Below are 19886 nucleotides of genomic sequence, written 5' to 3'. Positions count from 1 at the left end.
AATGAATTTTGTCTTGGATAGATTTTTGGGTGGCCGACAGGGTGCAATTAGTATTGCTCTACTGGCCATATTGATTTTAGTTATCTTGCCACTGAGTCTGGATTTATTCCGCCTCAATCTGGTTGGAAAGTATCTGACCTATGCCTTTGCAGCGGTAAGTCTCGTATTACTCTGGGGTTACGGTGGTATTTTAAGTTTAGGGCAGGGGGTCTTTTTTGGTTTAGGCGGCTATGCCATGGCCATGTTCCTGAAACTGGAAGCGTCTGACCCTGAAACGACAAAAATTCAGTCAACACCGGGTATTCCTGACTTTATGGACTGGAACCAATTGACTGAGCTTCCCTGGTTCTGGGTGCCTTTTGAGCACTTATGGTTTGCTCTAATAGCAATTTTCGTCGTCCCAGCATTTTTTGCTTACATTATCGGTGTATCGATGTTTAAGCGTCGGGTTGGTGGTGTTTACTTTGCCATTATTACCCAGGTTGTCGCGGTGATTCTAACTGTACTCATTGTGGGTCAACAGGGTTACACGGGCGGTATAAATGGTATTACTGACTTGAGAACGTTAAATGGATGGGATATCCGTGTGGATTCGTCCAAGTATATTCTTTACTTCGTCAACGCAATTCTACTGCTATCAGTTATCTGTATCAGTCGCTTTATCTTAACCAGTAAGTTTGGTCGTCTGCTGTTAGCGATGAAAGATAAAGAAGATCGGGTACGTTTCTCTGGTTACGACGTATCAAACTTTAAAATCTTCGTTTTCTGTGTAGCTGCCGTCATATCTGCTATTGGTGGCGCAATGTTCACCTTGCAGGTTGGCTTTATGTCACCTTCCTTTGTCGGCATCGTTCCTTCAATCGAAATGGTCATCTTTGCTGCCGTTGGGGGAAGGATGTCATTGATAGGTGTGGTGTATGGGACCTTATTAGTGAACTGGGGTAAAACAGCTTTTTCTGAAACCTTTCCAGAGCTCTGGTTATTCCTGATGGGCGGCCTGTTTATTGCTGTCGTCATGTTCTTTCCAAATGGTTTAGCCGGTATTTATGACAAGTACGTTAAGAATTTACCTTTTATTAAACGCATTATGTCGATCGGAACAACAAAAACAGAAACTGACGATACACCTGCTCAGGCACCTGAAGCGCAAGGAGTTGAAAAATGAGTACTGAAACAGATTACTTGCTAGCGATTGAGGATCTAACCGTGTCATTCGATGGCTTCAAAGCGGTTGATGCACTAACGATGTATATCGATAAGAATGAGCTGCGTGTTGTAATTGGACCGAACGGTGCTGGTAAGACAACGGTGTTGGATTTAATTTGCGGTAAAACCAAATCAAGTTCGGGTTCGATCAAATTTAAGAACAGCGAACTGACTAAATTGGCTGAACATGAAATCGTCAGGACCGGCGTTGGACGTAAATTTCAGACACCCTCCATTTATGAAAATCTCTCAGTTTACGAAAACCTCGAAGTCTCCTATCCGAAAGGGCGTGGCGTGTTTGGTAGTTTGTTTTTCCAAACCACCGACAAGGTGAAAGAGACAGTCATGCAAATCGCTGAAGAAATTCAACTCGTGGATGAGCTGGAGACTGAAGCGGCTGTATTAAGTCATGGTCAGAAACAATGGTTAGAGATCGGCATGCTACTCATGCAGGACCCTGAACTATTGATGCTGGATGAACCTGTAGCAGGCATGAGCGCTAAAGAACGTGACGAAACCGCAGAGTTATTGAACCGAATTTGTAACAACCGGGCAGTGATCGTGATTGAGCATGATATGGAATTCGTCAAAAAGATCGCCAGGAAAGTAACGGTGCTTCATCAAGGTAAAATCCTTGCTGAAGGTGACATGGACAAGGTGCAAAACGACGAGAAAGTCGTGGAAGTTTACTTAGGCCACTAATTCACTGGAGATTCTTAATCATGTTTGAAGTAGAAAATTTGAAAGTAAGCTACGGCCAAAGTGAAGTAATTCATGAAATCAGTTTTAAAGCTGAGAAAAATGAGACTTTAGCCATTATGGGCCGTAACGGAATGGGTAAAACGACTTTGTTTAAGTCTCTGATGGGGATATTGCCTGGTCAAACCAATAAGCTTGAAATTGATGGCAAAGATTTGAGTTCCGCTGAGAGTTTTCAGCGGGTCGAAAACGGACTTGCCTATGTCCCTCAGGGAAGGATGATATTCCCTAACCTCACGGTCAGAGAGAATATTGAGACCGGCTTGCAAGTGGCTAAGCAAAAATCGATTCCTCAAGAGATCTATGACTTATTTCCGGTTCTTTACGATATGCAGAGAAGGAAGGGCGGTAACTTGTCTGGGGGACAACAGCAACAGTTAGCGATAGCCAGAGCCTTGGTTACTAATCCAAAGGTGTTGTTGCTTGATGAACCTACCGAGGGGATTCAACCCTCGATCATTAAGGATATAGCAAAGGTGCTGAATGAAATTCGACAGATGCGTGAAATTACCATCATCGTTTCTGAGCAGGTTCTGAGCTTCACCATGGATATCGCTGATCGCATTATGGTTATCGAGAAGGGCAATCTGATTCACGAAGACCTTCGTGAGAATGTGGATGCAGCCAAGATAAAACAATATCTGACTGTTTAACATTCAATAAACCCTCCTGACTTCTGCGGGAGGGTTTATTAATTTGTCTATTTTTCATCAAATCAATGTGAGCACTAATTTGACCACTGTATTGGATAAAAACAGCCTTAAATCACAGATGAGCGGGTGGGATGCCCACTTAAATCTGGGGTTTGGTGTCCGTGCTGGTAAAACACGATTAACCAAACGTGAGCACAAAGGGCCACTGGTCTTTCAGAAAGTGCTCTATCCGGAAGGCATCCTGACAGCGCACGGACTCATCATCCACCCACCCGGTGGCGTTGCCGGTGGTGACAAACTGCATTTACATTTTGACATGGATAAAAACGCCCAGACACTTTTGACCACACCGGGTGCCACCAAGTGGTATAAGTCGGCTGGTAGAAATGCAAGCCAACACATTCAAATACATCAACAACAAAACACGTTGCTGGAGTGGTTACCTCAGGAAAATATTGTTTTTGATGGTGCAGCAGCAGAACTTTATACCACTGTATACCTTGAGACCAGTGCCGTATTCGCAAGCTGGGAAATTACCTGCCTGGGGAGAAAAGCAAGTGGCGAAGTCTGGCAAAAAGGCAGTCTGAAACAGGTTTTTGCTATTGAGCGGGATCGACGTCTTATCTGGCATGACTCAACGGTATTAAAACCCGACAGTCCGATATTGTCGGCAAAAGCAGGGATGCGAAATCACACTGTATTCGGCACCGTTGTAATTGCATCAGGCAAAGCACCGGAAGAGATTGTTGAAGCCTGTCGGCAAGTGACATTAGCGTCTGATGCTTTCTATGGCGTCTCGGCCTTGCCTGAAATTTTTACTGCTCGCTACATAGGCAACTGTGCTCAGGAAGCCAGGACCTATTTTGAGGCCTTATGGGCCTGTCTTCGTCCATGGTATGGCGATAAAAAAGCCGTCAGACCGCGTATTTGGGCGACCTGATTAGGGTTATTTTGAGATGGAATTAACACCAAGAGAAAAAGATAAGTTATTGCTGTTCACAGCCGGATTGTTAGCTGAACGTCGGAAGGATAGGGGCCTGAAACTGAACTACCCTGAAGCAATCGCTTTTATCAGTGCGGCTATTATGGAAGGAGCCCGAGAGGGGCGCACCGTCACAGATTTGATGGGTTATGGCGCCACCTTATTATCACGTGAAGATGTCATGGATGGCATCGCTGAAATGGTCACTGAAATTCAGGTTGAAGCAACGTTTCCGGATGGAACGAAGCTGATTACCGTTCACGATCCAATTGTGTGAGGAGAGTCGATGATTCCGGGTGAAATGCGTTTTACAGACGGTGATATTGATCTGAATGTGGGTCGTGAGACCTGCACAGTCGATGTCTCAAATTCGGGTGATCGTCCTGTTCAGGTCGGATCACATTATCACTTCTACGAGGTTAATGAAGCCTTATCATTTGACCGAGATAAGACCTATGGTTTTCGGCTGAATATCACCGCTGGAACGGCAGTGCGCTTTGAACCTGGTCAGATGCGTACCGTTGAATTAGTCAGTTTATCGGGTAAAAGAGTCGTGTATGGCTTTGCCGGTAAAGTAATGGGAGCTTTGAAATGACGGTAAAAATAGGTCATCAGGCCTACGCTGAAATGTTCGGCCCTACCAAGGGGGACAAAGTTCGGCTTGCCGATACCGAACTTTGGATTGAGGTAGAAGAAGATCTGACTACCTACGGAGAAGAGGTTAAGTTTGGCGGCGGAAAGGTTATTCGTGATGGTATGGGACAGTCTCAGTTAACCTCAGTGGATGTTGCCGATACAGTCATTACCAACGCATTAATTGTTGATGCAATGTCAGGCATTATTAAAGCTGACGTCGGTATTAAAGATGGCTACATTTCCATAATTGGTAAGGCCGGTAACCCGGATATTCAACCTGGCGTAACGATTCCGATTGGTGCAGGTACCGAGATCATTGCTGGTGAGGGCATGATTCTGACCGCCGGGGGTATCGACAGCCATATTCACTGGATCTGCCCCCAGCAAATTGACGAAGCTTTAACATCCGGTATAACCACCATGCTTGGCGGTGGTACCGGACCAGCAACAGGCACTTATGCCACAACGTGTACACCCGGCCCCTGGCATATTCACCGTATGCTTGAAGCGGCAGAAGCTTTTCCTATGAACATCGGTTTTTTTGGGAAGGGGAATGTCTCTTTGCCTGATCCTGCCCGCGAGCAAATTACCGCCGGTGCGATTGGACTAAAGCTGCATGAAGACTGGGGTACAACACCTGCTGCAATCGACAACTGCTTATCAGTCGCCGAAGAAATGGATGTTCAGGTAGCCATACACACTGACACTCTAAACGAATCAGGCTTTGTCGAGGCGACCCTGGAGGCATTCAAGGGACGCACGATTCACACATTTCATACAGAAGGTGCCGGCGGTGGTCATGCACCGGATATTATCAAGGCAATCAGTTCAAATAATGTACTGCCATCTTCAACTAATCCGACCAGACCGTTTACGGTAAATACGCTGGATGAGCATCTGGATATGTTAATGGTATGTCACCATCTTGACCCGTCGATTGCTGAAGACGTGGCATTTGCCGAGTCTCGGATCCGACGCGAAACGATAGCAGCCGAAGATATTCTTCATGACACAGGCGCTTTTGCCATGATGTCGTCTGACTCTCAAGCGATGGGACGTGTAGGGGAGGTAATATTACGTACCTGGCAAACAGCACATAAAATGAAAGTTCAGCGCGGTGCTTTAGAAGAGGATAAAACCCGGGGTGAGGGTGATTGCGATAACTTCCGTGTGAAACGTTATATTGCTAAGTACACGGTGAACCCGGCAATAACGCATGGTATTTCACATGTAGTCGGTTCTATACAACCCGGCAGGCTGGCTGATCTGGTCTTATGGCGTCCTGCCTTCTTCGGAGTGAAACCAAGTCTGATTTTGAAAGGTGGCACCATAGCCTCTGCAGCAATGGGTGATCCGAATGCATCCATACCAACCCCACAACCGGTTCATTATCGTCCTATGTTTGGCAGCTTTGGTAAAGCATTAAAGAATTCAGTGACTTTTGTTTCTGGAGCAGCGATGCGTAATCCCGAGATTCGTCTACTTGATCTGAATAAGACACTGATTCCTGTGAAAAACTGCCGGAGTGTGACTAAAAAGGACATGGTATTGAATGATGCCACACCTCAAATCGAGGTTGATCCAGAGACTTATCAGGTTCTGGCCGATGGTGAATTATTAATGTGTGAACCTGCTGAAGTATTGCCAATGGCACAACGTTATTTTTTATTTTAGAGACAATCATGCTGGAATTTCATACCAAACTGCCGCACAGCCATGCCATTAAAAATGATGACAGCGTGGCGTTATCTTACGACATTCGCCAAAAGAGCCGTATCCGGGTGACGCTCGCCTCGGGTGTTGAAGCAGCGATCTTTATGCCCAGAGGAACAATTCTTCGTGGTGGCGATCAATTAGAAGCCACGGATGGTCGAATAATAAAAGTCATTGCCGCTGAACAAGCCGTACTAAAAGTCACCGCTGACTCGCCAAAAGCATTAACCCGTGCTTGTTATCATCTGGGTAACCGGCATGTTCCGTTGGAGATTGGTGATGGCTGGCTCAAGCTTGAAACCGATGATGTGCTGAAACAGATGTTGCTGGGACTGGGCGATATAAGGATCGATGAAATTGATTCACCCTTTGAACCGGAAGCAGGCGCCTATGGAGGGGGACATCATCACCATCATGCTGATGACGAACAGGTTCATTCACATCATCACGCTCACGCATGAATAACTCCGCAGCCTTATCGCGTTTACTTCAGTTGGCAAGCCCAACCCTGCCAATCGGGGCTTACAGTTACTCACAAGGGTTGGAGTGGGCGATTGAAAGTAATGATGTCAAAGATGTCGACACAGCAAAAGCCTGGATGTCTGAAGTAATGCATTTGTATCTTGGCCAGTTTGATTTGCCTGTGATAAAGCGGCTCTTCAACGCTTGGGAAATACTGGATGAAAAAGCGATCTTTTTTTGGGATGCTCGCTATACCGCTGGCAGAGATAGTGCAGAGACGCTGCTGGAGTCCCGTCAAATGGGCTATTCCCTACTCAGCCTGCAGCGCGATTTAGACAGCTTTTCTGAAGCTAGACTGGCATTGGCAGAGTCACTGCATGAACCGGCATTTCCAACCATCTACAGCGTTTCAGCAGTCAGTTGGGAAATAGGATTGGAAGAGACATTACATGCTTATTTATGGTCATGGCTGGAGAACCAGGTGAGTGCTGCAATGAAGACCGTTCCATTAGGACAGGTGGCGGGGCAGCGTATTCTTACCCAGGTCTCTGAATCTATTCCAGCTGTTGTTAAGGCAGCTATGACACTGCCTGATGATGAAATCAACAATTTTTGTCCGGCACTGACCATTGCCAGCTGTCAACATGAAACACAGTACACCCGACTATTCCGTTCATAAGTAAGAGAAAGATAAATGAAAGAACCACTTCGCGTTGGTATAGGCGGCCCGGTTGGGTCAGGAAAAACAGCACTGACTCTGGCACTGTGTCGTCGTCTCCGTGATGTATACAACATTGCGGTAGTAACTAATGATATTTACACCAAAGAAGATGCACAGTTTCTAATGCGTAATGAAGCACTATCTGGAGAACGCATTATCGGTGTTGAAACCGGAGGATGCCCTCACACGGCGATCCGGGAAGATGCGTCTATGAACCTTGAAGCGGTAGCGCAATTAAGTAAACGATTTGACCCGCTAGACATCGTTTTCATTGAAAGTGGCGGTGATAATCTGGCAGCCACGTTCAGTCCAGAGCTATCGGACTTAACCCTATACGTCATTGATGTTTCAGCCGGCGAAAAAATTCCAAGGAAAGGTGGTCCGGGTATCACAAAGTCCGATTTATTGATTATTAACAAAACGGATTTGGCGCCTTTGGTAGGCGCTTCATTAGAAGTCATGGCTCGTGATGCAAAGAAAATGCGCGCTGAGCGACCATTCTATTTTACAAACCTGAAAGAAGAAAAAGGGCTTGATGACATTATTGCCTTTATCGAAAAGCAGGGATTGATGTTGAACTGAACGTTTGATTAAAGGAGTTCGTGATGAAAAAAAGGCTAGTTTCGTTAATTACATTATTCGCTATGCCAATGACTGCCATGGCACATGAAGGCCATCAGATAAGTAGTTTGATGAGTGGTTTTTTGCATCCACTGACCGGTATTGACCACTTATTAGTGATGCTGGCTATTGGTTTCTGGGCATCACGCTCAGTCGGCCAGTTACGTTGGCAGGTGCCTGCTACATTTATCAGTTTTTTGCTACTTGGTCTATCCTTTGGAACTGTTATAGCTGAGCTTGGTTTTATGGAGGCAGGAATTTCCCTAAGTTTGTTAGCGATGGCGATGGTCTTATCATTGCTGACTACGTTGAACCCTATGTTGAAGCTCGGCTTAACAACTGTGTTTGCCTTCATGCATGGCATTGCTCACGGTCAGGAGTTATTGATGTCAGAGAATGGAATGTTGGCAATCACGGGGCTATTAATTACTACCATCGCATTACTTTCTGTGGGATTATATCTGGGAAGGTTCAAAGACCGGGTTGGTTCCTACCTGAATGGCGCGTTAGTTTCTTCATTAACGCTCGGAGGGGCTTTCTTCCTGCTCAGTTCATAAGCAACGATGCTCTAATGACATGGAATGTCCTGACGTTGATCAGGACATTTCTTTATATACGTTAAATAACGTAGATAATTTAGAGCAGGGCATCAGTTAAGATGCTTTTTGTTCTTATGAATTGTTGTTTGTTACCCGGGCAAGCATCCACTCACCGTCAGGAAAGTAACATTGACTACGAATGATGCCGCGTTTACTCCATCTGAGCATGAGGCTCCCCAACGTATTGTAAAAATCCGTCGCGATTACAATACCTGGGTAGCGAATGAAACGCTTGAAGATTACGCCCTTCGCTTCACTCCACACTCATTCAGGAAATGGTCCATATTTCGTGTCTCCAATACGGCACTAGGAGCGATCTCTTTTCTCGTCCTTGAAGCTATTGGTGGCACAATAGCGATGAATTATGGCTTCAACAATGCCCTTTGGGCTATTTTGACGGTTAGCCTGATTATTTTTCTAACAAGTCTTCCCATTAGTTATTACGCGGCTAAATACGGCCTCGATATGGACTTATTAACACGTGGTGCTGGTTTTGGTTATATCGGCTCGACTATCTCGTCGTTTGTTTATGCCACGTTTACGTTTATCTTATTTGCGCTCGAAGCCGTCATCATGGCGTACGCTCTGAGTCTTTATTTCGAAATACCTCTGCATCTCAGTTACTTGATTTGTGCCGTTGTCGTCATACCGTTAGTAACACATGGTGTTACTTTGATCAGTCGTATTCAGATGATTTCACAGCCCATCTGGGTATTAATGACCGTTATTCCGCTGATCTTTATCTTCATGAAAGAGCCTGATGTACTAACTGGTTTGATGGCGTTTGCGGGTGAATCAGGCTATGACCGCGACTTTAATATCTATATGTTTGGTACGGCAGTTGCGATAGGTATGGCGCTTATCCCACAAGTGGGTGAGCAGGTCGATTTTCTTCGCTTTATGCCGGAGAAGACAAAACAAAACAGCCTTAAATGGCATCTAGGCGTCCTCGCTGCCGGGCCTGGCTGGATTTTGATAGGCATGCTTAAAATGTTTATCGGTGCCTTATTGGCTTATTTAGCGCTGACAGCTGGTTTGTCTATCGAAGAGTCAGTCAACCCAACACATATGTATCTGGTGGCGTTTGGTTATGTGCTGGGTAATCCTGAAGTCTTGTTGGCTATTACTGTTTTTTTCGTCGTCATCTCACAAATTAAAATTAATATTACCAATGCTTACGCTGGCTCATTAGCGTGGTCGAACTTTTTTGCTCGTCTTACCCACAGTCATCCTGGCCGTGTCATATGGTTGTTATTCAATGTACTGATTGCGACGGTTTTGATGTTGCTTGATGTCTTTCAGGCGTTAGAACAAATCCTGGGGCTTTACTCAAATATCGCCATTTCCTGGATTACTGCCGTAGTAGCTGACTTAGTCATAAACAAACCGCTTGGCCTCAGTCCCAAAGGAGTTGAATTTCGTCGCGCCTATTTATACGACATAAACCCCGTAGGGGTGGGCGCAATGACAATTGCATCTGTCATATCTGTTGCAGCATTCCTAGGCGCTTTTGGGCTTGAAGCACAGGCCTTTTCATCCTTTATTGCTATGGCTATAGCCCTCGTCACATCGCCACTGATTGCCTGGCTAACGAAAGGTAAATTTTATTTAGCCAGAGAACCCTTTAAATTCCATCCCGGTAAGAAAACTGAAACATGCAGTATCTGTGGCAAAGACTACGAAATTGACGATATTGCCCATTGTCCAGCCTATCAGGGGCCCATTTGTTCTTTGTGTTGTTGTCTGGATGCGCGCTGTAACGATGCGTGCAAACCTCACGCAAGTCTGAGCGCTCAATGGCAGGCGGCAATGGCAAAACTATTACCCGATTCACTATCTGGGAGTATTCATAGTGGTATCGGTCACTATCTTTTGCTGATGACCCTAATGGTGCTGTTATTAGCCTCTATATTTGGACTTCTCTATGTCCATATTTCTCTGACTGTGACCGAATACTCGGCGCAAATCATGCCTCAGATAGAGATTGGATTTACCAAGGCCTATTTTGCCCTGATATTAGTCAGCGCCATCATCGTCTGGTGGCTGGTACTCACCTCACAAAGCAGAAATGTCGCTCAGCAGGAATCCAATAATCAAAACAGTCTGCTTCAACGTGAAATTGAACTACATGAGCAAACAGATGCTGAACTTCAGCAAGCTCGTGTGGTTGCTGAACAGGCAAATGATGCTAAAAGTCGCTATATCACCGGTATTAGTCATGAGCTGAGAACACCGCTCAATAGTATTCTGGGTTATGCCCAACTATTGGATAACAATGCAGACATTAAAGGTACCAATAAGCATGCTACGAAAGTCATTTTGAGAAGTGGAGAGCATTTACTCTCACTTATCGAAGGCACGCTGGATATTGCTCGTATTGAAAGCGGTAAGTTGCAATTTGATATGCGTTCACTTCGCTTTCCTGAATACATTCAACAAATTATCAATATGTTCGAAATTCAGGCCAAGAACAAAGGCTTGAGTTATGAATATGAAATTGCTGACAGTTTACCACCGGTCGTTCGGGCTGATCATAAGCGCCTGAGCCAGATTCTTATTAATATTATTGGTAATGCGGTCAAATACACGCAACAAGGTGAAGTAAAACTCAGCTTTAAATATGCACGTGAATTTTTATCTATAGAAGTGAAAGATACCGGACAGGGAATCAAACCAGAGGAACTGGATAAAATTTTTGATCCATTTGTACGGGGCACCACAGCTCAAGGAGTGGGAGGTACCGGTCTTGGTTTAACTATTTGTAAGTTGTTAACAGAGCTGATGGGCGGCGTTTTAAAGGTCGAAAGCAAGACAGGAGAGGGGACCCGGTTCTTTGTTCGGCTTTACTTACCCTCAGTACGAGTCGAAGAGGAACTGCCAAGACTCTCTATGAATATGCCGAGTGGCTACAAGGGCCCTCGTCGTAAAATACTGGTTGTTGACAATGAGCCCATTGATCGTGAGTTATTGATTAATGTCTTGGCGCCTTTAGGGTTTGATGTAAAACAAGCTTGTTCGGGGCCGGAATGCTTACAAATCTATCCTGAATTTCAACCTGAAATCATTTTCATGGATTTAGCCATGCCCGAAATGGATGGATGGGAGACGTCTCATTTAATCCGTAATGTTCATGGCTCGGATGTGAAAATCTGCATCATTTCAGCTAATGCCTTTGATCGTAACCTGGATAACAGCTTAGGTATTACACCGAATGATTTCATTCTAAAACCAGTTAATTTACTTGAATTGATTGATTGGATTGGCGAAGAGCTTCATCTTGAGTGGATTCAGGAGACTCCTGAACCAATCACCAATGAAAAACGTGAAGAGAAGTTCACCTTACCCCCTAATGAAGTTCTCAAAGACTTTATTGAGATGATAGACATGGGCTACATAATCGGTGTCAAAGAGCTTCTTGAAGAAGTTAAATCGAAAGGAGTCGCCAGTGCAGGCTTTATCAATGACATGAATCGAATGGCCGAGTCATTCCAGTTAGAGGCCATGCGACAATTTATCCAAGAGAAACTAAAAAATGGCTGATTCAAATCATAATGCATTAGTTCTAGTAGTCGATGACACGCCGGACATGCTGGCTTTATTACATGACTCTCTGGTTGAGACAGGTTATACGGTGCTTGTAGCTAATAATGGTGCCAGTGCACTAAAAATTTGTAATGAAACCTATCCGGATGCCGTTCTTCTCGATGCAGTTATGCCAGAAATGGATGGTTTTGAAGTTTGTCGTAATCTTAAACAAGAACTTAACACCCGCCATATTCCTGTCATTTTCATGACTGGTCTGACGGAATCAGAGCATGTGGTAGCGGGGTTTGCTGCAGGGGGAATAGACTACGTCACCAAACCATTAAGTCCTGTTGAGGTCATCGCCCGTCTCGAAACACATTTAAAAAACTCCAGATTAATGAGTCATACACAAGGGGCGTTAGATGCATTTGGTCAGGCTGCCATTGCCTTACTCCCTCAATCTGACAAGATTATCTGGCAAACACCCTTGGCAAGAGAGTTAATGGAAAAATACTTTCCGGATACAAAAACAGCAAATGGCGAAGATAGTCGGAAAGTATTAAATACCTGGGTCAATCAACTTGCCGAGAGTGGCAAAAAACGTCTGAGACCTTTAATAATTAATCATGCGACAGGACGGTTGATATTCACGGCAGCCGATATTCGCAATGAAGAACAATGGCTGATACTTTTGCGTGAGGAGTCCGAGCAGGCACAAATTGATGCACTGCGTGCCGTATTTAATCTTACTAAACGAGAAGCTGAAGTCTTACACTGGGTTATTCTGGGGAAAACCAATAAAAGTATCGGCGAAATTTTGGGAACGAGCCCACGTACTGTCAACAAACATATGGAGCATGTGTTTGTGAAGCTGGGTGTCGAGACACGAACAGCCGCCGCGTCATTAGCGGTTGGCAAGTTACATAGTTTGACAGGAAGTGGATGAGACAAGGTAACGAATACCACTTAATGATATTTCTGTTCCCTATAAAGCCAGGAGGGTAATAACGCATTTGCAAGAGCGATTTTAGCATCGTCATCATTAACGTGAGGGGTAATATCTAAACTCTTGTTTTTTTTATTATATATTCCCGAAACAGGTGTCTTTCCAGGTCTAAGAACAGTGACTTTTTCACCTTGCATCAGGGCAAAGTAATCACTGAACTGCATCAATGCGCGTCCCTCTGATTGACGTTCATCAGGCAGAGTGAGGTCACGTCCGATCATGGGATGCTCACCTGATATGCCCATTAAAGATAAAACGGTCGGGGCCAGATCGATCTGACTGGCAATCGTCTGAATTTTTTCTGGTTTTATGTCGGCTCCCAGAATTAATCCCGGAATATGAAAGTCATTTATCGGTACTAAATTATCACCACCTGCGTGAGATGAATGATCGGCGACAACCAGAAAAAGCGTGTTCTCCCAATACGGACTTTGTTTGGCCTTTCGGATAAACTCTCCCAGAGCATAATCACTGTATAAAACAGCATTGTCACGGGTCTCTTTTTTGTTATCGATTTGCTTAATAAAGCCATCCGGATATTCATACGGCGAGTGATTACTGGATGAAAAGATAAAACTAAAAAAGGGTTTATCGGTTTGATTCAACTCAGTGATGCGTTCATGCGCTTTTGCAAATAAATCACCATCTGAAGCGCCCCAGCTACCCATGAACACAGGGTTCTCAAAGTCTCTTTCATCGATGACATTATCGAAACCATTGCCTACCAGAAAGCTGGCCATATTATCGAAGTGTGATTCACCGCCATAGACGAATTCGGTTTGATACCCCATGTTTCTGAGATAGTCTGCAATGGTAAAGAAATGGTTTTGTGCCAACGATAATTTGACAACACTCCTGGCCGGTGTTGGCGGAAAACCACTGATCACCGCTTCAATACCTCGTACAGAGCGGGTTCCCGTAGCGTAGAGATTTTCGAACCACCATCCTGTCTCCTTAAGAGCAGAAAGGTGGGGGGTTAACGCTTTGCCACCGAGCGATTCAACAAACTCAGCGCCCAGACTCTCTTCCAACACAATGACGAGATTAAGCGGTTTATCCCTTTTTACCGATGCTTGCTGATAATGTTGTGTTGGACGCGACATATCGTCTAATCCTAACCATGGAGACACTTTGGATAATGTCTCAACAATTTCCTGATCCGATAACTCACCATACATCGCACTGGATTTTTCTTCGTGCTTGAGATTGTAAATAGCAAAATAGACCGACCAAGCGGAGTTGATATAAAGGCTATTTACCAGTGCATCCGATGTTCTGGCAAACAAGGCCGGGTTAGCAGGTCTATGCGAAAAAGACGATCGAATCATTACAAAGAAAATTAGAACGATTAAAGGCCAGACAAGCACGGTTCTGACTGTTGACCAACTTGGCGTGTAATCCTTGAGCCATGTTTGCAGTATTTTTGCAGACAGTACCGTTAAGATGATCGTTAAACTGATACCAAGTAATAACGGCACTCGGAAACCATTCCAAAGCATTGCGCCCACTTCAGACGGGTATTTCAGATATTCGATAAAAAGCCGATTTGGTCTTAAATCATATTCCAGAATGAAAGTAGGAGTGGCCACTTCCATAAAAACCAGTAATGAGATGCATATAACACCCCATACCAGAATTATTTTTTTCCACACTGACCACGTGTATCTATTGGCAAATAAAGGGGTTAGTAATATCAACGGGCTAAACAACATCCCAGTGATAATCAAATCAGACCGTACGCCGTAAACAAACATGTCTGAGACTGTTGTGACATCACTCACACGATCCCATTGCCACACTGTAAAACCAAGACGAAAAGCACTGAGAATTATTAAACCAAGTGTGACCAGTTTGAAAATGACACTGTATGGGCCCAACGTTTCTTGAATCGATTTCGACAATTTAAACCTCATAAATATGGATGAAAAAGGGCTTTAACGCCATAGTCATTTCCATAATTTATGTGGTTTACCTTAAGGCACCATTAAGGCTAAAAATATTCTGCTCCATAGGTGTCAAATATAAATAGTCTCAAACAAACCTCATTATATTAGTTATTGCTAATTTAGATTAATTGAATATAATAGCATTATGCGTATTTTGGTTATCAAGAGAAAACAAACATGGCTTCTAATTTAGAACAAACAATGCAGGAACATGCTGAACAGGCGGCAATGCTGATGAAACAGCTTAGTTCGCCTTTCAGGCTAATGATTTTATGCGCTCTTGTTGATGCCGAGTCATCAGTGAATGAGCTCAACGATAAAGTGGATCTCAGTCAATCGGCATTGTCACAGCACCTCGCAAAATTAAGACAATCCGGCCTTGTAACAACCCGAAAAGAGAAACAGACCGTGTATTACCGCCTGGCCGGAGATGAAATTGTAAAAATCATTTCGGTACTTAAAGACATCTATTGCCCGGTTGAAAAACAAGATATCGCACATCAAGCCCTTATAGGAAAGACAGAATGAATACAAAAACAATCTCAGCTGAAGAACTCATCAGTAACCTTGAAAATGAAAAACTGTGCCTGGTTGATGTTCGGACACCAGCGGAAGTGCGTCAGGATGCTTTGGACTCAATCATAGCAATCCCAGTCGATCAATTGACGCCGGATATGGTTACAGAGAAAATCGAACAGAATCAGTCTGATACAAAACAAATATATCTAATTTGTCAGTCCGGTAAACGGGCGTACATCGCAGCCGAAAAACTCTCAGGCAAAGTGGGTCAGGAACTGATAGTGGTTGAAGGTGGAATGAATGCGATTCGTGCCTCTCAAGGTGACCCGATAAAAACACGTTCCGTAATGAGTCTCGAGCGTCAGGTGCGCTTAGCAGCCGGCAGCATTGTCTTAACAGGCGTCTTATTGGGGTATCTATTCAATACTAATTGGTTCTTATTAAGTGGTTTCGTTGGCGCAGGTCTGATATATGCTGCCATCACTGATAACTGTGCGATGGGCATTATTATGTCTAAAGCCCCATGGAATCGTTGAGACTAAAATGTTTTTATTTATAGGGCTCATTATAGGTGTCGTTCTGGGACTGACAGGATCCGGCGGCTCAGTCTTTGCTGTGCCTTTGCTGGTGATGTTGGGTGGCTTATCCATGCATCAGGCCGTTGGTTTGTCACTTGCCACGGTCGCAGCAAGTGCCGTTTTCGGCCTTCTCAGATTCAACTCAAGGCAGACTGTATTGTGGGTTCCGGCATTATTATTAATCGTCAGTGGTTTACTCAGTGTGCCACTGGGTCAGTGGCTGGGTGCACAGCTCCCATCAAGTATTTTGGTGGTGGCATTTGTTGCCCTGGCTGTAATCATAGCAATCAAAATGTGGCGACAAGCTAACCTTCACCCTGAGAGGGCTTCAATAACGCGCGCCAGCAACCCGGGCAACATGGAAACAGAAGCGCTTTTGTGCCGACTGAGCCCCACCGGTCAGTTCCAACTTAAGCCACGTTGTATGGGTGGTTTATTAACAGGTGGGCTCGTGATCGGTTTTTTATCCGGTTTGCTTGGGGTAGGGGGCGGTTTCATCATCGTGCCGCTACTGCTGCTGTTAAGCCAAATATCAATGCAACGGGCCGTCAGCACCTCACTGCTTGTTATTAGCTTTATTAGCACGGCGGGGTTTATCAGTTACCTCATGGTTAATCAGGCGACTGCTCATGAATCGTTGCATGCAACGATAGGCTGGTTAATTCCGGGTGGCATATTGGGCATGTTTATTGGCCAAAAATTAACAACAAAAATTGCTGATTCACGGCTGCAGAAAGGCTTTTCTCTTGCACTAATATTGATGGCTATAAGTATGTTTTTTTTCACTTTTATCGGAGGTAAATAATGATCTTCAGACAATTATTAGATAAGGAAAGTAGTACCTACACCTATCTGTTTGCAGACGAAAAAACACGTGAAGCTGTTCTTATAGATCCTGTTTTAGATCAAATTACGCTTTACCTGCAACTGCTTGAAGAATTAGGGCTGACACTCAAAGTGGCAATGGACACGCACACCCATGCAGACCATATCACGGCACTGGGTAAACTTCGTGAAAAGACAGCTTGCCGAACCCTAATGGGAGAGCAGGCCAAATCCGATTGTGCAAGCGGGTCATTTTCTGATATGCAGGAGATTAAAGTGGGCAGCTTAGTCTTTACGGCACTCTATACGCCAGGCCATACTGATGATAGCTATAGCTTTTCCCTCAAGCACGAAGATCAACGCTATCTCTTTACCGGCGATACATTACTGATTAGAGGAACAGGGCGTACAGATTTTCAAAATGGCGATGCTGAACTGCAATATCAGAGCTTGTCACGGTTATTGAGTCTGCCAGATTCAACATGGGTGTATCCGGCACATGACTACAAAGGTTGGACGGTGAGCACCATTGCAGAAGAAAAACGACACAATCCTCGACTTGATGTTGCCAATGCCAGTGAATACAAAAACATTATGGATAATCTGAATCTACCCGACCCCAAAATGATGGATGTTGCTGTGCCTGCTAATCGTTCATGTGGCGAATCAAGACCGGATTAATGAAACTAATGCTTGCTTAAAATATTGATTCTATATAGGACAAAAAAACAACCAAAGCCCTTACCTCAAAGGGAGGGGGCTTATTGAACACATAAAACGTGTATTGCTATGCAGTCTTTTAGCTTGGGTAACTCAACCTGACTTTATATGCTAAAGCCTCAGCGATAGTGACAATATTCATCGTATCAGCCAACGATATGATGATTTCGACTATTGCTGAGTCGTCAACATTGAGAGTATGTCATGAGTATAGAGTTCACCTATTTTTAAATTGCTAATCAGCTGGAATCTAATCAGACTCTATGCAACGATAAATCTCTAGGTAGTAATAAACTGATTCGCTTTTTCTAGCACTCCCGATGCAAGCCCCTCTGTTTCTCGAGAGCTCTGAAGTGACTTCTCAGTACTTTTTATTATTTCTGTATTTGTGACATAGAGTTGTTGCATAGTGTCACTGATTTCTGTCGCTACGTTTTTTTGTTCTTCCAGCATATGAGAGATTAATTTATTCAGATCATTTATTTTCTCTGCATTAAGAGACGCTTTCTCCATAGAAGTATTGGCGTTGTTTACACCCTCTATGGCGAAATTGCCTTTATTCTGACACTCACTAATGTTCGAAGTCATTGTATCAACTGAGGTGTTAATAAGAGCTGCCATATCTTTAATCGACTCTGTAGCGTCTTTACTTTTCATGGCTAAACTTCTCACTTCTTCTGCGACAACTGAGAATCCTCTTCCATGTTCACCGGCCCTTGCAGCCTCAATAGAGGCATTCAGTGAAAGTAGGTTGGTTTGTTCAGAGATTTCAGTAATAATCGCGATCGCGGAATTGATACCTTGGATATTTTTATTTAACGCTGAAAATGTAACCTCGATCTGCTGAAGATCATCAATGAGATGGACAACATTTGATACAGCATCACTACTAACGTCATGCGTGACCTTCATATTTTTTAATGCATCATCAGATAAGTCACTGGCTTTAGCAGTGGTCTGTGCGACGCTCTGTATACTTTGAGACATCTCTTCAGTCGCTGCAGCGACTGATTCAATTCTCTGGTTTTGCTTCGTTACAGATGTAAAATTATCTTCTAACGAGAGTCTTGAATCAGCTGCATAATCGCTCAAATCTTTACCAATCACTTTAAAACCAGCCAAAGAGTCATTGATAAGTTTGTAAAAATTTTGCAGTGTTGCGACAAAATCTGTGTCCAATTCGCTTTTTGTTTTAATCTGACTCATATCGACCGTTATATCGCTGTTTCTAGCAGAAAACTGCATCGCGGACATAACATTATTGGAAAGATCAAATTGTGCTTTCATTCGGTGGCAGAAACTCAATAAAACGCCTGTTTCAATAATCACAAAAGCGGCATGAATAAAAAAGGTTTCCCAGTCACAAGTGATGCCGTAGACAATGTAATCGATATGCCCAATTTGAATATTACTCAACTGAAGTGGGACTGAAAGCGCATGGTGAACAGCAATGAGGCCTGCAGCTAGCAGAAGCACCCTGAAATCGCGCCAGATAATGATGAATGCCAGTATGACGAATATATGAAAGTGCATCTCAATTCGACCAAATTGCTGCATGATAAGAATCATCGACATTAACATCAGGCTGACTGACATGACCGCTCTGGATGTCAGTGATCCAGGGACAGTTTTGTAAGCAAACAAGGAAGCAAAACACGCAAAAACTGCAGGAATGGCACCGTAAATATGCGTGCCATAACCCATTGGTACGATAAAGAATATAAAGGGGAGGTGAGCAAATAAAATTGAAAGAACGATTTTATCGCTTCTTCTCAGGTCATCATCTAACCTGCGATTAGCTTCGTGATTAAAAGAACTACTTAGGTTCATGAATTCTCTCTCTCTTTAATTTTCTTTATGTCTTGGTCAATCGATTCAGCGGAGGGTACTGTGTAGGTAAGCAATCTGTTTGATGATGCAAAGTAGAGATACAGATTGCCAGCATGTTCGGGTGCCCCCTCGGAACTGCGTTGAATGTGTTCTTTAAGGAGTTTGTTGTCTGGGATAAATTTAGCGTCGAATCCGGTAAATTCTGAAATTTTCCTAGCGTATTCCTGGCTCTGTTCACCTGTTATATCGATCACACCCAAATTAAGAGCATCACCTGTTTTCTGTTTAATCTCTTTAATCGTTTGCATATTGGCTGGACAGGTATAAGCGCATGCTTCAAATGCGGCAACGATCAGTAACGGCTTTCCGTGATCATAGTCAGTGTTAGCAATGTTCAGCTTTGCCTCTGAAGCAAATCCATATGTGAAAGTGTTACTTAGATTAGGAAGCACTGAAGGCATCAGAAAAAGACTTAAAAAAGCAGCTAAAACGAGGAGAAGCAGGATTAGGGCAGATTTTAATGAAAGATTAGATGATTTATTCAAGAGACGCATCTGGGTAAATTAAAATGCGGACGATATACTG

20 protein-coding genes are annotated in these 19886 nt (G+C 43.9%); 17 read left to right on the top strand and 3 right to left on the bottom strand.

What is annotated here, in order from left to right; all coding sequences use genetic code 11:
* Nucleotide 1: 1 nt before the first annotated feature.
* From urtC to ACTF5U_RS01215, 13 genes are all read left to right on the top strand, one after another.
* Nucleotides 2–1165 carry an urea ABC transporter permease subunit UrtC gene (gene urtC, locus ACTF5U_RS01275; protein ID WP_438969818.1) on the top strand — a complete coding sequence of 388 codons (1164 nt, stop codon included), beginning with the start codon at nt 2–4 and terminating at the stop codon, nt 1163–1165.
* The gene (urtD, locus tag ACTF5U_RS01270) at nt 1162–1908 is read left to right on the top strand and encodes an urea ABC transporter ATP-binding protein UrtD (RefSeq protein ID WP_438969817.1); all 747 of its coding nucleotides are present in this window, start codon (nt 1162–1164) and stop codon (nt 1906–1908) included. Before urtC ends, urtD begins: the two co-directional genes overlap by 4 nt.
* 20 nt (nt 1909–1928) lie before the next feature.
* Nucleotides 1929–2618 (top strand): urea ABC transporter ATP-binding subunit UrtE, encoded by a 690-nt coding sequence (urtE, locus tag ACTF5U_RS01265; protein WP_438969816.1) that lies wholly within the window; start codon nt 1929–1931, stop codon nt 2616–2618.
* A 43-nt stretch (nt 2619–2661) separates the two neighbouring features.
* A complete protein-coding gene (locus ACTF5U_RS01260; RefSeq protein WP_438969815.1) occupies nt 2662–3558 on the top strand; it encodes an urease accessory protein UreD in 897 nt (298 codons plus the stop codon).
* A 16-nt stretch (nt 3559–3574) separates the two neighbouring features.
* The gene (gene ureA / locus ACTF5U_RS01255) at nt 3575–3877 is read left to right on the top strand and encodes an urease subunit gamma (RefSeq protein ID WP_438969814.1); all 303 of its coding nucleotides are present in this window, start codon (nt 3575–3577) and stop codon (nt 3875–3877) included.
* A 9-nt stretch (nt 3878–3886) separates the two neighbouring features.
* Nucleotides 3887–4195, top strand: a complete 309-nt coding sequence (locus ACTF5U_RS01250; RefSeq protein WP_438969813.1) for an urease subunit beta — start codon at nt 3887–3889, stop codon at nt 4193–4195.
* The gene (gene ureC / locus ACTF5U_RS01245; protein ID WP_438969812.1) at nt 4192–5910 is read left to right on the top strand and encodes an urease subunit alpha; all 1719 of its coding nucleotides are present in this window, start codon (nt 4192–4194) and stop codon (nt 5908–5910) included. The genes ACTF5U_RS01250 and ureC overlap by 4 nt, the downstream gene beginning before the upstream one ends.
* 8 nt (nt 5911–5918) lie before the next feature.
* Nucleotides 5919–6410 (top strand): urease accessory protein UreE, encoded by a 492-nt coding sequence (gene ureE, locus ACTF5U_RS01240; protein ID WP_438969811.1) that lies wholly within the window; start codon nt 5919–5921, stop codon nt 6408–6410.
* Entirely contained in the window at nt 6407–7090 is a 684-nt protein-coding gene (locus ACTF5U_RS01235) for an urease accessory protein UreF (RefSeq protein ID WP_438969810.1), read from the top strand. The genes ureE and ACTF5U_RS01235 overlap by 4 nt, the downstream gene beginning before the upstream one ends.
* A gap of 15 nt (nt 7091–7105) precedes the next feature.
* Nucleotides 7106–7714 carry an urease accessory protein UreG gene (gene ureG / locus ACTF5U_RS01230; protein WP_438969809.1) on the top strand — a complete coding sequence of 203 codons (609 nt, stop codon included), beginning with the start codon at nt 7106–7108 and terminating at the stop codon, nt 7712–7714.
* Nucleotides 7715–7737: 23 nt separating this feature from the next.
* Nucleotides 7738–8310, top strand: coding sequence for a HupE/UreJ family protein (locus ACTF5U_RS01225; RefSeq protein WP_438969808.1), 573 nt, complete (start codon nt 7738–7740; stop codon nt 8308–8310).
* A 171-nt stretch (nt 8311–8481) separates the two neighbouring features.
* Entirely contained in the window at nt 8482–11892 is a 3411-nt protein-coding gene (locus ACTF5U_RS01220; RefSeq protein WP_438969807.1) for a hybrid sensor histidine kinase/response regulator, read from the top strand.
* A complete protein-coding gene (locus tag ACTF5U_RS01215; RefSeq protein WP_438969806.1) occupies nt 11885–12823 on the top strand; it encodes a response regulator in 939 nt (312 codons plus the stop codon). Before ACTF5U_RS01220 ends, ACTF5U_RS01215 begins: the two co-directional genes overlap by 8 nt.
* Before the next feature lie 20 nt (nt 12824–12843).
* Here ACTF5U_RS01215 and ACTF5U_RS01210 read toward each other — a convergent pair whose 3' ends face one another.
* Nucleotides 12844–14784, bottom strand: coding sequence for an LTA synthase family protein (locus ACTF5U_RS01210; RefSeq protein ID WP_438969805.1), 1941 nt, complete (start codon nt 14782–14784; stop codon nt 12844–12846).
* 222 nt (nt 14785–15006) lie between these two features.
* Between ACTF5U_RS01210 and ACTF5U_RS01205 the strand changes: the two genes are divergently transcribed.
* Genes ACTF5U_RS01205 through ACTF5U_RS01190 form a run of 4 tightly spaced genes read left to right on the top strand, consistent with a single transcriptional unit; the run spans nt 15007 to nt 17432 of the window.
* Nucleotides 15007–15357 (top strand): ArsR/SmtB family transcription factor, encoded by a 351-nt coding sequence (locus ACTF5U_RS01205; RefSeq protein ID WP_438969804.1) that lies wholly within the window; start codon nt 15007–15009, stop codon nt 15355–15357.
* Nucleotides 15354–15884: a rhodanese-like domain-containing protein gene (locus ACTF5U_RS01200; protein WP_438969803.1), complete on the top strand. Its 531-nt coding sequence runs from the start codon at nt 15354–15356 to the stop codon at nt 15882–15884. The genes ACTF5U_RS01205 and ACTF5U_RS01200 overlap by 4 nt, the downstream gene beginning before the upstream one ends.
* A gap of 7 nt (nt 15885–15891) precedes the next feature.
* Entirely contained in the window at nt 15892–16731 is an 840-nt protein-coding gene (locus ACTF5U_RS01195; RefSeq protein WP_438969802.1) for a sulfite exporter TauE/SafE family protein, read from the top strand.
* Nucleotides 16731–17432 (top strand): MBL fold metallo-hydrolase, encoded by a 702-nt coding sequence (locus tag ACTF5U_RS01190; RefSeq protein ID WP_438969801.1) that lies wholly within the window; start codon nt 16731–16733, stop codon nt 17430–17432. The genes ACTF5U_RS01195 and ACTF5U_RS01190 overlap by 1 nt, the downstream gene beginning before the upstream one ends.
* Before the next feature lie 318 nt (nt 17433–17750).
* Here ACTF5U_RS01190 and ACTF5U_RS01185 read toward each other — a convergent pair whose 3' ends face one another.
* Nucleotides 17751–19301, bottom strand: coding sequence for a methyl-accepting chemotaxis protein (locus tag ACTF5U_RS01185; protein WP_438969800.1), 1551 nt, complete (start codon nt 19299–19301; stop codon nt 17751–17753).
* On the bottom strand, nt 19298–19846 hold the full coding sequence (locus ACTF5U_RS01180) for a hypothetical protein (RefSeq protein WP_438969799.1): 549 nt from the start codon (nt 19844–19846) through the stop codon (nt 19298–19300). Before ACTF5U_RS01180 ends, ACTF5U_RS01185 begins: the two co-directional genes overlap by 4 nt.
* Nucleotides 19847–19886: the final 40 nt, after the last annotated feature.

The organism is Methylophaga sp., from assembly GCF_965655755.1.
Taxonomy (GTDB): domain Bacteria; phylum Pseudomonadota; class Gammaproteobacteria; order Nitrosococcales; family Methylophagaceae; genus Methylophaga.
This window is presented reverse-complemented; position numbering and strand designations above follow the sequence as displayed.

Bases quoted from the DNA above. Each gene is read 5' to 3' on its own strand.
- ureE (WP_438969811.1), top strand. From the start codon at position 5,919: ATGCTGGAATTTCATACCAAACTGCCGCACAGCCATGCCATTAAAAAT.
- ACTF5U_RS01225 (WP_438969808.1), top strand. From the start codon at position 7,738: ATGAAAAAAAGGCTAGTTTCGTTAATTACATTATTCGCTATGCCAATG.
- urtD (WP_438969817.1), top strand. From the start codon at position 1,162: ATGAGTACTGAAACAGATTACTTGCTAGCGATTGAGGATCTAACCGTG.
- urtE (WP_438969816.1), top strand. From the start codon at position 1,929: ATGTTTGAAGTAGAAAATTTGAAAGTAAGCTACGGCCAAAGTGAAGTA.
- ACTF5U_RS01250 (WP_438969813.1), top strand. From the start codon at position 3,887: ATGATTCCGGGTGAAATGCGTTTTACAGACGGTGATATTGATCTGAAT.
- urtC (WP_438969818.1), top strand. From the start codon at position 2: ATGAATTTTGTCTTGGATAGATTTTTGGGTGGCCGACAGGGTGCAATT.
- ACTF5U_RS01215 (WP_438969806.1), top strand. From the start codon at position 11,885: ATGGCTGATTCAAATCATAATGCATTAGTTCTAGTAGTCGATGACACG.
- ACTF5U_RS01185 (WP_438969800.1), bottom strand. From the start codon at position 19,301: ATGAACCTAAGTAGTTCTTTTAATCACGAAGCTAATCGCAGGTTAGAT.
- ACTF5U_RS01195 (WP_438969802.1), top strand. From the start codon at position 15,892: ATGTTTTTATTTATAGGGCTCATTATAGGTGTCGTTCTGGGACTGACA.
- ACTF5U_RS01205 (WP_438969804.1), top strand. From the start codon at position 15,007: ATGGCTTCTAATTTAGAACAAACAATGCAGGAACATGCTGAACAGGCG.
- ACTF5U_RS01235 (WP_438969810.1), top strand. From the start codon at position 6,407: ATGAATAACTCCGCAGCCTTATCGCGTTTACTTCAGTTGGCAAGCCCA.
- ureA (WP_438969814.1), top strand. From the start codon at position 3,575: ATGGAATTAACACCAAGAGAAAAAGATAAGTTATTGCTGTTCACAGCC.
- ureG (WP_438969809.1), top strand. From the start codon at position 7,106: ATGAAAGAACCACTTCGCGTTGGTATAGGCGGCCCGGTTGGGTCAGGA.
- ureC (WP_438969812.1), top strand. From the start codon at position 4,192: ATGACGGTAAAAATAGGTCATCAGGCCTACGCTGAAATGTTCGGCCCT.
- ACTF5U_RS01190 (WP_438969801.1), top strand. From the start codon at position 16,731: ATGATCTTCAGACAATTATTAGATAAGGAAAGTAGTACCTACACCTAT.
- ACTF5U_RS01200 (WP_438969803.1), top strand. From the start codon at position 15,354: ATGAATACAAAAACAATCTCAGCTGAAGAACTCATCAGTAACCTTGAA.